Raw genomic sequence first — 14,349 nt, 5'->3', positions numbered from 1 at the left:
AGATTGGCAGACCGGCGAGTCAGTGCAGTCTGACGCAATTCAGCGGCGATTTGTTGTCCACGTCACCCGCCCGGCGGCGGTTCCTCCATATGCTCGTCCGCCCAGCCGAGCGCCTCGGAGATCGCCTTCTCCGCGATGGCCGACAACGTCGACATATAGGTACTGCTGACGTGGTTGTCGTCGAGGTAGACGAGCACGTTGCCGATCACCGGCGGGCAGACCTCGGCCGTGCAGAAGTAGTCGCTGAAATCGACGAACCGCACGTTCGGCGGCAGATCCGGCAGCGTCTCGTACGGCGGCTCCGCCGCATAGAGGTCGTAGCGCGGCGTGGCGCACTCGGGCGACTCCGCGCCACGGCTCTCGACGCACGCCGACGGCGACTGGCCGAAGCGCGGGTTGTCCCGCACCGCCAGTACCGGGATGCCCACCTCGTCGACCTTGCGCCACTGCGCGATGTAGCCGGCGGGAACCCGTTCTTCGACACCGACCTTCACGTCCCTCGTGCCGATCGTCATCACCGCGTCGGGGCGGGTCGTGACGATCTCGTCCACCACGGCGGTGTTCCAGTCGATGCAGGACTGGTCGCCCGGCACCGCGTCGGAGTCGGTGGAGAACGGGCAGCCGCCGCGGAGAATCGACGTGACCTCCCAGTTCTTCTTCTCGGCGACCGGCAACAGGGCGCCGAGGAACTGCCCGGCGTGCGAATCGCCGGTGACGACGATCCGGCGAGCGGGATGTCCCGTGGTCTCCGACGTACAGACTTCGAGATCGGCGTTACGCGGCGAGGCTCCGCAACGGGCGGGGTCGATCCCCGCCCAGTCTTCGGACACCGCGACGAACGACGGGACGAGCGCGGCGTCGGCGGCACCCCAGTAGGCGAACCCTTCGGTATGCGCGAGCGCACCGGGATGGTCCGGGTCGTCGACCGCGATCGAGTAGTTCTCCGCCTGGCTCACGCTCACCCACTGCCAGGCGCCCGTCGCGGCGAGGACGGCCGCGAGCGTCGCGGCGCCGAACCGGTAGGCACCCCATCGGTTCCCGGCCCCGATCGCGGACACCCGGACCGGTTTCTCGACCAGGTGGTGGGTCAGCACGGCCAGGACGAACGCCAGCGCGATGATCACCGCGCCGCCGCGCAAGCCGACCTCTTCCCGGTCGCGCGCGACGAGGTAGAACACCAGGACCGGCCAGTGCCAGAGGTAGAGCGCGTAACTCAGGTCGCCAAGGTACTTCAGCGGGCGGCTGCTGAGGAAACGATCGGCTCCGCCGCTGAACGCGGTGTCCCCCGCGAGGATCACCAGCGCCGCCGAAAGCGTCGGCCACAGCGCGAGATACCCGGGAAAGACCGTCCCGACCTGGAGCACCAGCCCGCAGGAAACAAGCCCGGCGACCCCGGCCCAGCCGAACACGACACGCGCCGGCCGGGGCACCTGGATCCGGTCGATGAGCAAGGCGAGCAGACCACCGAGCGCGAACTCCCAGACCCGCGTCAGCGAATCGAAGTACGCCAGCGGCTGATCGACCGCGGTCAGCCACACCGAGTACGCGAGCGACGCCGCGAACACCACGCCGAGGGTGGCAGACAGCAGCGGAAGCACGTTCCGGCCCGCTCGCTTGGCGATCAGGAGCACCAGGCCGACCAGCAACGGCCAGACCACGTAGAACTGCCCCTGGATCGACAACGACCAGAAATGCTGGACGACGCTCGCCGAGTTGTGCTGCGCGAAGTAGTCGGCGGAATCCGCCGCCAGCTGCCAGTTCTCCAGGTACAGCGCGGAGGCGACGACCTCCTTGATCGTCTGGAACCAGCGGTTCTGCGGCAGCAGCACCATGCTCACCGCGACGACGAGCAGCAACACGGTGAGCGCGGCCGGGAACAGCCGCTTGATCATCCGGCCCCACATCGGCCGGTATCCGATCTTCCCGCGCGACGCCGCGCGGTAGAGCTGACCGGTGACGAGGAACCCGGAGATCAGGAAGAACGCGTCGACGCCGCCGGAGATCCGGCCGAGCCACACGTGGTAGACGACCACCAGCACACACGCGAGCGCGCGCAGTCCCTGGATTTCCGGGCGGAACCGCCGTTCCGTCTCGCGCACACAACCACCACCATGATCACCGGCCGCCGACGGGCGGGGACCCTACGGCAGGAAGCTGTGAGCAAGCTATGCCCCCTCGCCGGTCGCCACGCCGGCGCGGCTTCGGCGAGACCCACGCGTGTGTCGCGAAAGCCACTTTCGAGACGTGTGATGTCCCGAAAGTGGCTTTCGCGACACGATCGCACGAGGGTCAGGTCGACTTCTGGCCGTCGATGCTCTCGCGCAGGATGTCGGCGTGCCCCGCGTGCTGCGCGGTCTCGGCGATGACGTGCGCCAGCACCCGGCGCACGCTGCGCACCGCGCCCGGCGGGTTCCAGGGCGCCTCCGGCAGCGGATGCGTCGCGGAAAGGTCCGGGATCGACGAGACGATCTCCGTCGTCCGCGCGGCCACCTCCTCATAGCGCGCGAGGATCCCCGCCAGGGTGTCGCCGGGCAGCATCCTGAAGTTGTTCTGGTGGTCGATCGCCCACTGCGGGAACTCGCGGGCGGTCCCGGCGCCGATATCGGCCCAGGTGACGCCTTCCGGCAGGTCGTAGGTCATCGCGGACGGACCCTCGACCACGAACCGCAGCCACATCTCCTCGATCGAGGCGACGTGTTTGATCAGCCCGCCGAGGCTCAGCTCGCTGACCGTCGGATGCGCGTCGAGCTGCTCGTCCGTGAGTCCCTGGACGGTGGTGGTCAGCGTGGCGCGGACGGTGTCGAGGGCTTCGAGCAGGTCGGCGCGCTCGGCGTCGAGGATGGTGGCGGTCATCGGGCCCTCCGTGTTGTCGTTTTCTGGCACAAGACGACTCTCGCAGGGGTAGAGGACAGGTTGTGGCCGCTACTCAAGGCATCATGGAAAACATGCCGAAGACCTCCGCGCGACTGCTGTCGATGCTCTCGTTGCTGCAGGCCCGTCGCGATTGGCCGGGCGCGCTGCTGGCCGAGCGACTGGACATCAGCCCGCGCACCGTGCGACGCGACGTCGACAGGCTTCGCGAGCTCGGCTACCCCATCGCGACCATCAAAGGGCCCGACGGCGGGTACCGGCTCGATGCCGGGTCCGAGCTGCCGCCGCTGCTGTTCGACGACGATCAAGCGGTCGCGCTGGCCGTCGCGCTCCAGATCGCCACCACCAGCGGCGCGGGCATCGAGGAGGCCGCGATGCGGGCGCTGCACACCGTCCGGCAGGTGATGCCCTCGCGGCTGCGGCGCCGGATCGACACGCTGCGCGTCACCGCCGTCGAATCACCCGCGAGCCGCTCGGAGCCCCGCGTCGACGGCGATGTGCTGTTCGCGCTCGGTGCGGCGGTGCACGCCCGCGAGGTGCTGCGGTTCGACTACGCGGACGAGCGGCGCCGGGCCGAACCGCATCACCTCGTCACCTGGCGCGGCCGCTGGTACCTCGTCGCCTGGGATCTGGATCGCGCGGATTGGCGCACCTTCCGGGCCGACCGGATCTCCCCGCGCACCCCGGCCGGACCGCGGTTCACGCCGCGCGAACTGCCGGCCCCCGACGTCGCCACCTTCGTCGCGAGCCGGTTCCGTGGCTCGTCCGACTCCGGCGAGTGGCCGTGCCGCGGGGAAGTCGTCCTCCACCTCCCGGCGGCCACGGTGTCCCACTACGTCCGCGACCGTGTCGTGGAAGAACTCGGGCCGGATCGATGCCGTCTGGTGCTGGGGTCCTGGTCGTGGGCCGGTCTCGCGGCGAGTATCGGCCGGTTCGACGCCGATATCGAGGTCGTCGGGCCTCCCGAACTGCGGGAGGCTTTCGCCGTCCTGGCCCGCCGTTACGCGAAGGCCGCCCGCTGAACACGGGTACGACGCCGGGCCCGCACCGGGTCTGGGGAACGGTGCCCGACGTCGTCGACCGCCCGTGGTCCGGGGGCGGTGCCCCTCGGCGCCGGGCCCGCCCGAGGTCCGGAGGCGGTGCACGGCGGCCGAGGCCTTGAGGCCGTCACGACTTGTGGTGAACCTCCTGGAGCCCGAACACCGGCGTCGGGATGCCCTCGTAGCGCGCTTTCAGTTGCAGCGCCAGGTATAGGGAGTAGTGCCGCGACTGGTGCAGGTTCCCGCCATGGAACCAAAGACCGTCCTTCTGCGTGGGCTTCCACATATTGCGCTGCTCCCCCTCCCACGGACCGGGGTCCTTCGTCGTCCCGGAGCCCAGGCCCCAGCATTTGCCGACGAGGTCCGCGGTCTCCTGCCCGACCAGATCCGCGACCCAGCCGTTCATCGAGCCGTAGCCGGTGGCGTAGACGACGAGGTCGGCCTCCAGTTCCGTGCCGTCGGACAGCACCACCGCGTCACGGGTCAGATGATCGACCTGGCCATGGGCCAGCTTGATCTTCCCGTCGGCGACCAGTTCCGACGCACCGACGTCGATGTAGTAGCCGGAGCCGCGGCGCAGGTACTTCAGGAACAGGCCGGATCCGTCGTCGCCCCAGTCGTGCTGGAACCCGGCGGCCTCCAGCCGCGCGTAGAAATCCTTGTCCCGCTCACGGATCGCGTCGTACACCGGGATCTGGAACTGCGGCATGATCCGGTACGGGATCGACGCGAAGATCATGTCCGCCTTGTCGGTGGTGATCCCCGAGCGCACCGCGCGTTCCGAGTACAGGTCGCCGAGTCCCAGCTCCATGAGCGAATCCGACTTCACCACATGCGTCGACGACCGTTGCACCATGGTGACGTCGGCGCCGTGTTCCCACAGCGCCGCGCAGATGTCGTGCGCGGAGTTGTTGGAGCCGACCACGACCGCCTTCTTGCCTGCGTAGGAATCCGGGCCAGGGTGCTGGGACGAATGGTGCTGATCGCCTTCGAATTCGTCCATTCCCGGGAACGACGGGAGATTCGGCTTGCCGGACATCCCCGTCGCGAACACGACGTGCCGCGGGGTGAGCACCAGTTCCTCGCCCTCGCGGACGACGGTCACCAGCCACTGCTGCTTCTCCTCGTCCCAGGAGGCCGAGGTGACTTCGGTGCTCGTCCAGTACGGCACTTCCATGAGCCGCGTGTACATCTCGAGCCAGTCGGCGATCTTGTCCTTGGGCGCGAACACCGGCCAGTTGTCCGGGAACGGCAGATAGGGCAGGTGGTCGTACCAGACCGGGTCGTGCAGGCAGAGGTTCTTGTACCGCTTGCGCCACGAGTCGCCCGGCCGCTGGTTGCGTTCCAGGACGAGCGTGGGCACGTCGAGCTGCCGCAGCCTGGCGCCGAGCGCGATCCCGCCCTGGCCGCCGCCGATGACGACGACGTACGGCTGCTGCTCGTAACCGAGCCGGGTCTGTTCCTCCTCGCGTTTCTCCGCCCACGACTTCCGGCCGCGGACGACGCCGTGCTCGACGCCCTTCGGCCGCTGATCGTTGCGACGTTCCTCGAAACCTTTGAGCTCACGCAAACTGGTCAGCAGTGTCCAGGCGCCTTCGTCCTTCAGCCTCAAATGGCCCTTCGCGCGACCGGTCGCGGTTTCGAATTCGAGCCACGCATCGATCACGCCGTCGGCTTCGGTCGGCGTTTCGGTCGTGCGGAACCCGGAAGGATCGATCCGATCCAGACAGTCGCCGAGCAGGCCGGCCACCTCGTCGCGACCTTCGACCGTCTTGATCGTCCAGGTGAAGGCGACCAGGTCACGCCAATAGCTGTCGACGGCGAAAAGGGCGGCGGCGGCTTCGATGTCGCGCTCGGCGAGGGCCGTTTCGAATCGGCTCAGCCAAGCGTCCACCCGAGCCTGCGGCGAGCCCGTCGCCTCGATCCGGTCCACCGTCTGTGTCATGGCCACTCCTGAACGTCGGCGTTCGGCTGTTACCCCGATCACACGCCGCGGCCGGGTGCGGCGGCAAGGGTTGCAGCGAGTTGCAGCGCGGCCTCCTTGGCGCGCCTCGTCCGCCGGACCTATGCTGGTCAGTCGACGCGATGGTGCGGAGGTGGCGTGTGAGCGTGCACAGCTCGGTCCCACCAGGTGCCGACCTGCCGATGCACGCCCGCGACCTGATCCGCATGCACGAGGCCGTGATCGGCGGTGGTCGCCCGCGAGTACGGCCGCGACCGCTGGTGTCGCGCTCGTGGTCACGGATGCTGAGCCTGGGACTGGCCGCCGACGGGGTGAACGCCCGGGATTCGGTGCCGCTCGACGAAGTCACCCGCCGCCGGCGCGCCTCCCCGCTGCGGTTGGTGGTGGACGACCTCGGACAGGTGGTCGGCGCGACGGCCGACACCGCGAACATGCTGCTCGTGGTGACCGACGCCGACGGCGTCATCCTCTGGCGGGTGGGTTCGCCCGCCGTGCGGCGCCGGGCCGACACCCTCGGCTTCACCGAAGGCGCCGTCTGGACCGAGACCAGGGTCGGCACCAACGCGATCGGCACCGCGCTCGCCGAGGCCGCGCCGGTGGAACTGCTCGCCGGGGAACATTTCGAACAAGGCCAGCATCCCTGGTACTGCACCGCGTCGCCGGTGCACGATCCGCGCACTGGCGAACTGCTCGGCGTGATCGACGTCAGCGGTCCCGCCCTGACCTTGCACCCGGCGATCGGCGCGCTGGTGGAGACCGGGCGGCGGCTGGTCGAATCCGAACTCTGGCGGCACCACCAGCAAGGTCTCGACCGGTTGCGCCGGACCGCCGAACCGGTGGTCACCGGCGTGGGCGGCCCGGTGCTGCTCGTGGACGACGACGGCTGGGTGGCCCACTCCGCCGGGGTCGCCTCCGGCGCGCGGATCGCCGCGCCGTCGGAGGGACAGATCCTCGCCGTGCCCGGACTCGGCGCCTGTCTGCCCGAGCGGCTGGGCGAAGGCTGGCTCGTCCGCCCCGCCGACACCGCGCGCCAGGTCCGGCTGGATCTCGAACTGGGCCACGCGCCGATGCTGCGGATGGCCTCGGGTGACGTCGGCTGGGTCCGCACCGTGACACCCCGGCACGCGGAGATCCTGATGCACCTCGACACGGCGGGCCTGTCCGGGCTTTCGGCCGAGGCGCTCAGCAGGGCGCTCTACGGCGACGCCGAACACCTCGTCACCGTCCGCGCCGAGGTATCCCGGCTGCGACGGCTGCTGGGGGCCATTGTGGACACCCGGCCGTACCGGCTGGCCTCGGGTGTCACTCTGACCGTCCATAAAGGACTCGAAGTCGGCGGCTGAACCGCGCCCGGCGCCACTCTCCCGGCCGACACCAGACGGCGGGCCGGGTCCCCGTCAGCGATGCCACTCCCGGCCCTCGAGCCGGGCCTTCACCCGCTGCAACGTGGTGGCGATATTGGCCCGGTTCGTCCCGGCGCGATCCGGCTCGCCGGTGATGAAAATGGCGATCGGGACGAACCACGGCGGCACCCGCAGCCAGTTCGTCACGGTGAGACGGCTGCCGTCGCCTTCGGGGACGATGTCGTACTCCCACCGGGAAATCGGCACGCGGAACGGCGTGCGCACCCGGTACGCGAACCTCCGCCCGGGTTCGGCCTCGGTGATCTCGGCGTGGGTCACCCAGCGCCGCCACCCGTTGCGGTTGCTGCCGGCGAACCAGTTCCCGACGCGTGCCTCCGTCGCGCCGCGGATCCAGCGTGCCTCGCGCAGTTCCTCGGTGCACCGCGCCATCGAGACCGGATCGCTGACGAGCCGGTACACCTGCTCGGGGGTGGTGCCGATCGTGACCTCTCCGGTCGCGATCGGTTCGCTGTAGGTCAGGCTGTCCCTCGGCCTCGTCGCCATCGCGCCTCCCAGTCGACTTCGCCAGCCCACCAGCAGTAGCCGCCCCGGTCAAGCCTGAAGCCGTGAGCACAGCACGGACGCGGAATCATCGTGCGGCGATGAGCGCTTGGGGAGCGGCTTGCTTCATCCGCGTACGAAGCCAGCTCAGTTGCCGCGCGGTCTCCTGTTCGTGCTCCTCGACCAAGTCGAGCAGTTCCCGGTCACGCAGGCCCTGGGCGGCCTGGCCCACGACGGTCCACGTGATGTCGGTGAACGACGAGAGGGCGTAGAGGTCCTGCAGGTCCCTCAACAGACCGACCCCGCCGCTGCGAGTGCCTTCCAGTCCTGCGGCGTGGAGCCGCTCGGGCTCCTCTTCGCGGTCTTCGCCGTACCGCTCGACGATCGGGGCGAGTGCCTCGGTCTGTCGGTCTATCCGCCCGGCGAGCACCAGGCACGTGTGCTCGACGTCGGGCTCCTCGCCGTGGCCGCGGCCGGCCTCCCGGAAGGCGTCGGCGAGGGTGTTCAGCGAAGTGTGCAGAAGCCCGAGGTACGTGGCGAGATGCATGGGTCAGCCCTCCACCTTGCGGACGCGGACGGCACCGATCTTGAACAGCGGCTGCTTGGACACCGGATCCCATTCGGTCATGGTCAGTTCGTTGGCGGCGCGGGGACGACCTTCGCCGCCGGTGTCCCAATAGCCGTAGTGGAACGGCAGGAACACGACGCCGGGACGGACACGGCCGATCCGCGCCGGCACCTCGACGCCGCCCCTGACGGACTCGACCCGGACCAGATCCCCGTCCGTGACACCGAGCTCGGCGGCGTCGGCGGCGGCGAGCTCCGCCCAAGGTTCCGGCGCGGCCCGCCGGAGTTCCGGGGCACGGCCGGTCTTCGTCCGCGTGTGGAAGTGGTACACCGTGCGCCCGGTCGTGCAGACGAACGGATACCGCTCGCCGGGCTCCTCCGGCGGAGATGTGTACTCCGCGGCCTTGAGGAACGCGCGCCCGTCCGGCCGCAGGGCTTTGTGCTCCTGAGGCGAGACCGTTCCGCCGGCGAGCAAGTCGTGACCGAAGTCCTCGCAAGCGTCCGTCCTCGTGGGGAACACACCGTCGGTGTAGAGCCGTTCGGTGCCGTCCGGCCGCTCGCCGTCGCACGGCCATTGGATCCCGCTGCCGCCACGGAGCCCGTCGTACGACAGGCCGCTGTAGTCGCACAACCGGCCCCGGCTGCACTCCTGCCAGGCACGGAAGGCGTCCTCCGGAGTCCGCCAGCCGATCAGCGGATCGCCGTCACGGTCACGGAAATCCATCCGCCGCGCGTAGTCGAGGAAGATGTCCAGATCGGCACGGGCCTCGCCGGGCGGCTCGACGGCCTTCTCCGACAGATGCACCGTGCGGTTGGCGTTGGTGAAGGTCCCCTGTTTCTCGCCCCAGAGCGCGGCCGGGAGGACGACGTCGGCGAATTCGGCCGTCTCGGTCCGGAAACCGTCCTGCACCACGACGAACAGGTCCTCCTTTCCGAGGATCTCGCGGATACGCGGCAGTTCCGGCATGGAGACGGCGGGATTCGTCGCCGAGATCCACAGGAATCGGATCGAGCCCTGTTCGGCGTACCGCCAGATCTGCATGGCGTGCGTCGGCGGTGCCCAGTGCGGGATGGTCATCTCGTCGACGTTCCACAGTTCGGCCAGCTGCCGGACGTGACCGGGGTTCTCCCAGTTGCGGAACCCGGGAAGGTCGCCGTCGGCACCGCATTCGCGGGTGTTCTGCGCGGTGGGCTGGCCGTTCATCTGCAGCACTCCGCCACCCGGCTTGCCGAGCATGCCCCGCAGCAGATGGAGGTTGTTGACCTGGCAGGCCGCGGCGGTGGCCTGATGCGACTGGTAGAAGCCCTGCAGCACGGTCGACAGCACCCGCTCGGACGTGCCGAAGATCTCCGCGGCCCGCACCAGTGCGTCCGGCTCGACCCCGCAGATCTCGCCGACGCGCCCTGGGGTGTACGGCTCGACGGTCTTTTCTAGTTCGGAGAAGCCGAGGGTGTGCGCGGAAACGTAGTCCTCGTCGATCCACTTGTTCACGATCAGTTCGCGGACCAGACCGTTCATCAGCGCCTGATTGGTGCCGGGCAGCGGCGCGAGATGGAGACCACCGGACTCCACCGCCGCCTCGGCGACCTTCGTCCGCCTCGGATCGACGGCGACGACCACGGGCGGCTCCGGCCCGGCGAGCCGGTCGAGGGCCCGGCTCCACAGCACGGTCTGTGTCTCGGCCATGTTGTGGCCGAAGAGGAAAAGCGCGTCGCAGTGGTCGATGTCGGCGTACGTCCCGGGCTGGCCGTCGGAGCCGAAGCTCTCCTTCATCGCGGCGGCGGAGGTGGCCGTGCACAGCCGGGTGTTGCCGTCCATATGCGGTGTGCCGAGGCCGGCTTTGCCGATGACGCCGAGCGTGTAGTACTCCTCCAGGAACAACTGACCGCTGGTGTAGAAACCGTGCGACAACGGCCCGGCCTCGTCCAGTAGTTCCGTGGAGCGCCGCACGATCAGGTCCATCGCGGCGTCCCAGCCGGATTCCACCAGTTCACCGTCGCGACGGATCAACGGCCGCGTCAACCGGTCCTTCCCGCTCCATTGCCACGACCCGTAGAGCCCCTTGGGCCCCATCCGGCCGTGGTTGACCAGGTCGGTCTCACGTCCGCGGACGCCGACCATCCTGCCGTCCTTCACCGCGATGTCGCACGCGCAGCCGTTGCTGCACAGGACGCAGGCCGACCGGACCCAGCGATCCACATCGGATTCCGTGACACCCGCCTCGAGATGGATGTCCGCTCTGCGGGGCCAAGCGGCCCCTCGCGGGAACGGGGTCCGTTCTCCCCAGACCTCGGCGATTCGCTCCGGTACCGCGTCTGCGTTCATGCGGAAGCCGTACCACGCCGCTCACTAGCCGAAACACCGGGCAAAGCGGGCGATCGGTCCACAGTGGACGCTGTGAGCGACCACCACCTCTCCGGCGCGGGGTACACCCTGGCGGACGCGGTCCCGCGGCGCCGGAGGCGGATTCCCGTCCGATCGGCGGAACCACGTTTCGCGCTTGCAGTAGTTTGGCCGCATGCAGAACGTCTTGCCCGCGCCGGAGAAGACCGGGCTGAACATCTCGGCGTTGCACTGGGCGGGTTTCCTCGGAATCGCCGTGCTGGTGCTGGTCACGTCCGGGATCGGCCTGCCCTCGGTGCTGGTGGTGGCGCTGGGCGTCGCCGGGATGGCCACCCTCGTGCTGTCCTGGCTCGGCATCGGGCGGCTCGCCGCCGGGCTGCCCGAGCGGCGGCTGTACTGGATCGCGGTCTCGTGGTGCGCGCCGCTGCTCGTCGCGCGTCCCCTGTTCAGCGGTGACATCAACAGCTACCTGGCGCAAGGCCTGATCGCGGCCAAGGGGCTGGACACCTATCTCGTGGGGCCCGCCGAGGCGCTCGGCGCCGATTCCCCGGTGACGATGGCGGTCAGCCACTACTGGCGGGACACGCCCGCGCCGTATGGTCCGGCGTTCGTCGCGCTGGCCCGCACGATCGCCCAGGTCGCCGGGGACGCCTTCGTGCCGACGGTGCTGCTCCACCGGCTGCTGGGCCTGATCGGCATCGTGCTCATGGCGTGGGCGCTCCCCCGCCTCGCCCGCCGCGTCGGGGTTTCGCCGTCGATCGCGTTGTGGCTGGCCGTGCTCAACCCGCTGGTGCTCTGGCACGTCGTGGCGGGGGTGCACAACGACGGGCTCATGGTCGGGCTGATGGTCGCCGGGCTGGAGCTCGTCCTCATGGGCGCGGCGAAGACCGGCGCGGCCCGGCCCGCCCTGATCGCGGCCGGCGTGCTCACGGTGAGCGCGGCCGCGAACATCAAGATCGTGGCCGTGGCGGGTCTGCTGTTCGTCGGCGTCGACCTGTTCCGCCGGGCGACACCCGCCGGCCGGGTGGCGGTCGCGCTCGGGCTGCCCGCCGGATTCGCCGCCGTCACCGCGGCGATCTCACTCGGCAGCGGGCTCGGCTTCGGCTGGGTCCGCGTGCTGTCCGGGGTGTCGGGCCAGGTCCACAGCTGGATGGCGCCCACCAACGAACTCGGCTTCCTCTTCGGCGGGATCGGCAAGATCTTCGGGGCCGACCTGACCGACAGCGCGATCAAGGTGTTCTCGCTCATCGGAGCCATCCTCGGTCTCGCCGTCGGCGCCAGGCTGCTGTGGCTCACGTACCGGGAGAAGCTGCACCCGCTCCACGGCGGGGGGCTGACCTTCGCCGCGATGCTGGTCTTCGGGCCGGTCGTGCAGCCCTGGTATCTCCTGTGGACGGTCGCGCTGCTCGCCGTGAGCCTGAAGACCGACCGCGCCCGCTGGATCCTCGCCGGGGTCAGCGCCGTGTTCGGTGTCCTGCTCCCGCCCGCGAACGGCGGCGCCGTCTCCTTGGCGCTGGGCTACCTGATCGCCGTGGCACTCATCGGCGCGACCTTGTTCTTCCTGAAGCGCAAGGACCTCTTGCCGGAGATCAGGTTTCGCAGGAATCGGACGTAAGGGCTCCATCGCGCGGGCGTCCGGACCGTGCCGGTGAGTTCGCGCTCGGCACGGTCCAGGCAGTCCTCCAGCAGGGCGTCGTGCATCGGCCGCCACAGCAGCGGATAGCTGAACCACGCGGGACGCCGGAGTCGCATCATGATGAGATGCGCGAGCTCGGTCTCCCCGGTTTCCGCCGCCCGCAGGGTGAATTCGTGGAACCCGTCGAAGCCGCGCGGCGCGGTGAACCGGAACCGCACTGACCTTCCGGGTTCATAGGACTCCACGTGGTACCGCACCGGCCCGTGCCCGCCGTCGGCGCCCACACCGAGCGGCCGGTCGAACCGCATCGGCGGCCACGCGTCGACGGGCCAGAGCCTGTCGTCGTCGGTGGACAGTGTGTCGATGAGCGTACCGACGCGTTCCGGTGCGACGTCGACGATCCGGGAATGCCTGTTCCACACGCGCATCGTTCCTCCTAGTTCTAGAGACCTTCCACTAAAACCATAGTAGAGGATAGTCTCTGAAAATGGGACGACCACCGCGTCACACCGCCGACGACTTCCTCGACGCGGCCGTGCGGCTTTTCGCCGCCGAAGGGGTGGCCGGGGTGACCATGTCGGCCGTCGCCCGCGAGGTCGGCGCGCCGAGCGGGTCGATCTACCACCGCTTCCCCGGACGTCCGGCACTGCTCGCCGCCGTCTGGCTCCGCACCCTGACCGGCTTCCAGCAGGGCTACCTCGAAGCGCTCGAACAGGAACCGGCCGTCGAAGCCGCCGTCGAAGCCGCCGCGCAGGTCGTCCGGTGGTGCCGCGCCCATCCCGCCGAGGCGAAACTGCTCTACGGGGGCGACAGGGCACTCGGCGTCGACGACTGGAGCGCCGAGGATCGCGCCAAGGTCGAGGCTGCCAACCACAGACTCGACACGGCCATCACCAAGGTGCTGCGGAAGCTGCGTCCGCTGACCGGCCGGAGCACCGACGAGCTGATGCTGGCCCTCGTGGACCTCCCCTACGCCGCGGTGAAGAGACACCTCGACCGCGGCGAAGCACCACCGCCACGCACCGTCGACCTGGTGACGAGGACGACCCGCACGCTGCTGACGGGCTGAACTCAGGTCCGGGCGGGGATCACGAGGGAGAACTCCCCGCCGTCGACCAGGTCGAGCAGCAGCCGGGCGGCCCGGCTCGGCGGCCGTTCTCCCCTGATGGCGATGGTCAGCGGCCAGGTGAGGCCGGGCTCGTCGAGCGGGATCGTCCGGACCCCCGCGAGCAGCTTGAGATCGGGCACGACGGCGACGCCGAGCCCTGCCGCGACGTAGGAGGGCACGGCACGCAGGTCGGCGACCTCGACGATGACCCGGCGCGGCGCCCCGAGCGCCTCGAAAGCCCGGTCCAGGGCCACCCGGTTGCCGAAGCCGCGGGGATTGTCCACGAACGACTCGCCCGCGAGGTCCGCCAAGGTCAGCGACCGCCGTCCGCTCAGCCGGTGACCGTCGGGCAGCGCGGCGACGAACGGCGCCGAACCCAGCAGTTTGGTGTCGAGCCCGCCGAGATCGGATTCGGGCAGGCCGAGCAGGGCGACGTCGAGCCTGCCCTGCCGCAGATCCTCGGCCAGCCCGGTGGACCCGGTGATCGACACCGAAACGTGCAGGTCGACCAGCGGGTAGCGGCGGTGGAACGCGCCGAGCAGATCGGGCAGATCGAGATCGCCGACACTGGTCAGGGTGCCGATACGGAGGCTGCCTCGCAGACCGGCGGAAGCGTCGGTGACCACCTCGCGTGCCCTGTCGAAGGCCTCCAACGCGGCCTTGGCCTCGGGCAGGAACACCTTTCCCGCCGGGGAGAGCTCGACCCTTCGCGTGGACCGATCGAACAGCTTGACCCCCAATTCGCCTTCGAGGGCCTGGATCGTCGCCGAGACGGTGGACTGCACCGCGTACAACCGCCGAGCGGCACGAGTGAAGCTGAGCTCCTCGGCGACGGCGACGAAGCATTCGAGCTGACGGGCCTCCACCCTTCGATTATCGCATCCATCGATAACTGTGACCAGGATTGTTCGTTGGA

At 69.6% G+C, this 14,349-nt stretch carries 12 protein-coding genes; 4 read left to right on the top strand and 8 right to left on the bottom strand.

Annotated features, from left to right (window positions below):
* Window positions 1-62: 62 nt before the first annotated feature.
* Window positions 63-2,099 carry an acyltransferase family protein gene (locus ACIBTM_RS31555; protein WP_395880799.1) on the bottom strand — a complete coding sequence of 679 codons (2,037 nt, stop codon included), beginning with the start codon at window positions 2,097-2,099 and terminating at the stop codon, window positions 63-65.
* 190 nt (window positions 2,100-2,289) lie between these two features.
* Complete coding sequence (locus ACIBTM_RS31550; protein ID WP_350585257.1) at window positions 2,290-2,853, bottom strand: DinB family protein; 564 nt, start codon at window positions 2,851-2,853, stop codon at window positions 2,290-2,292.
* A gap of 92 nt (window positions 2,854-2,945) precedes the next feature.
* Between ACIBTM_RS31550 and ACIBTM_RS31545 the strand changes: the two genes are divergently transcribed.
* On the top strand, window positions 2,946-3,893 hold the full coding sequence (locus tag ACIBTM_RS31545; protein WP_395880798.1) for a helix-turn-helix transcriptional regulator: 948 nt from the start codon (window positions 2,946-2,948) through the stop codon (window positions 3,891-3,893).
* Window positions 3,894-4,038: 145 nt separating this feature from the next.
* On the opposite strand, the gene ACIBTM_RS31540 is transcribed toward ACIBTM_RS31545, so the two are convergent.
* The gene (locus ACIBTM_RS31540) at window positions 4,039-5,856 is read right to left on the bottom strand and encodes an NAD(P)-binding domain-containing protein (RefSeq protein WP_395880797.1); all 1,818 of its coding nucleotides are present in this window, start codon (window positions 5,854-5,856) and stop codon (window positions 4,039-4,041) included.
* A 158-nt stretch (window positions 5,857-6,014) separates the two neighbouring features.
* Between ACIBTM_RS31540 and ACIBTM_RS31535 the strand changes: the two genes are divergently transcribed.
* Complete coding sequence (locus ACIBTM_RS31535; protein WP_395880796.1) at window positions 6,015-7,217, top strand: transcriptional regulator; 1,203 nt, start codon at window positions 6,015-6,017, stop codon at window positions 7,215-7,217.
* Between the two features lie 54 nt (window positions 7,218-7,271).
* On the opposite strand, the gene ACIBTM_RS31530 is transcribed toward ACIBTM_RS31535, so the two are convergent.
* The 3 genes from ACIBTM_RS31530 to ACIBTM_RS31520 all read right to left on the bottom strand — a co-directional run bounded on the left by ACIBTM_RS31530 (window position 7,272) and on the right by ACIBTM_RS31520 (window position 10,671).
* Window positions 7,272-7,781, bottom strand: coding sequence for an SRPBCC family protein (locus ACIBTM_RS31530; RefSeq protein WP_395880795.1), 510 nt, complete (start codon window positions 7,779-7,781; stop codon window positions 7,272-7,274).
* Window positions 7,782-7,866: 85 nt separating this feature from the next.
* A complete protein-coding gene (locus ACIBTM_RS31525; protein WP_395880794.1) occupies window positions 7,867-8,325 on the bottom strand; it encodes a hypothetical protein in 459 nt (152 codons plus the stop codon).
* Between the two features lie 3 nt (window positions 8,326-8,328).
* Window positions 8,329-10,671 (bottom strand): molybdopterin oxidoreductase family protein, encoded by a 2,343-nt coding sequence (locus tag ACIBTM_RS31520; protein ID WP_395880793.1) that lies wholly within the window; start codon window positions 10,669-10,671, stop codon window positions 8,329-8,331.
* A 193-nt stretch (window positions 10,672-10,864) separates the two neighbouring features.
* Between ACIBTM_RS31520 and mptB the strand changes: the two genes are divergently transcribed.
* Complete coding sequence (mptB, locus tag ACIBTM_RS31515; protein WP_395880791.1) at window positions 10,865-12,304, top strand: polyprenol phosphomannose-dependent alpha 1,6 mannosyltransferase MptB; 1,440 nt, start codon at window positions 10,865-10,867, stop codon at window positions 12,302-12,304.
* Here the strand turns inward: mptB and ACIBTM_RS31510 are convergent.
* Complete coding sequence (locus tag ACIBTM_RS31510; RefSeq protein WP_395880790.1) at window positions 12,208-12,753, bottom strand: SRPBCC family protein; 546 nt, start codon at window positions 12,751-12,753, stop codon at window positions 12,208-12,210. The genes mptB and ACIBTM_RS31510 overlap by 97 nt on opposite strands.
* Window positions 12,754-12,812: 59 nt before the next feature.
* Between ACIBTM_RS31510 and ACIBTM_RS31505 the strand changes: the two genes are divergently transcribed.
* Window positions 12,813-13,394 (top strand): TetR/AcrR family transcriptional regulator, encoded by a 582-nt coding sequence (locus ACIBTM_RS31505; protein ID WP_395880789.1) that lies wholly within the window; start codon window positions 12,813-12,815, stop codon window positions 13,392-13,394.
* A gap of 2 nt (window positions 13,395-13,396) precedes the next feature.
* Here ACIBTM_RS31505 and ACIBTM_RS31500 read toward each other — a convergent pair whose 3' ends face one another.
* The gene (locus ACIBTM_RS31500; RefSeq protein ID WP_395880788.1) at window positions 13,397-14,299 is read right to left on the bottom strand and encodes a LysR family transcriptional regulator; all 903 of its coding nucleotides are present in this window, start codon (window positions 14,297-14,299) and stop codon (window positions 13,397-13,399) included.
* Between the last annotated feature and the right edge of the window lie 50 nt (window positions 14,300-14,349).

It is taken from the genome of Amycolatopsis sp. NPDC049868, assembly GCF_044461365.1.
Taxonomy (GTDB): Bacteria; Actinomycetota; Actinomycetes; order Mycobacteriales; family Pseudonocardiaceae; genus Amycolatopsis.
This window is presented reverse-complemented; position numbering and strand designations above follow the sequence as displayed.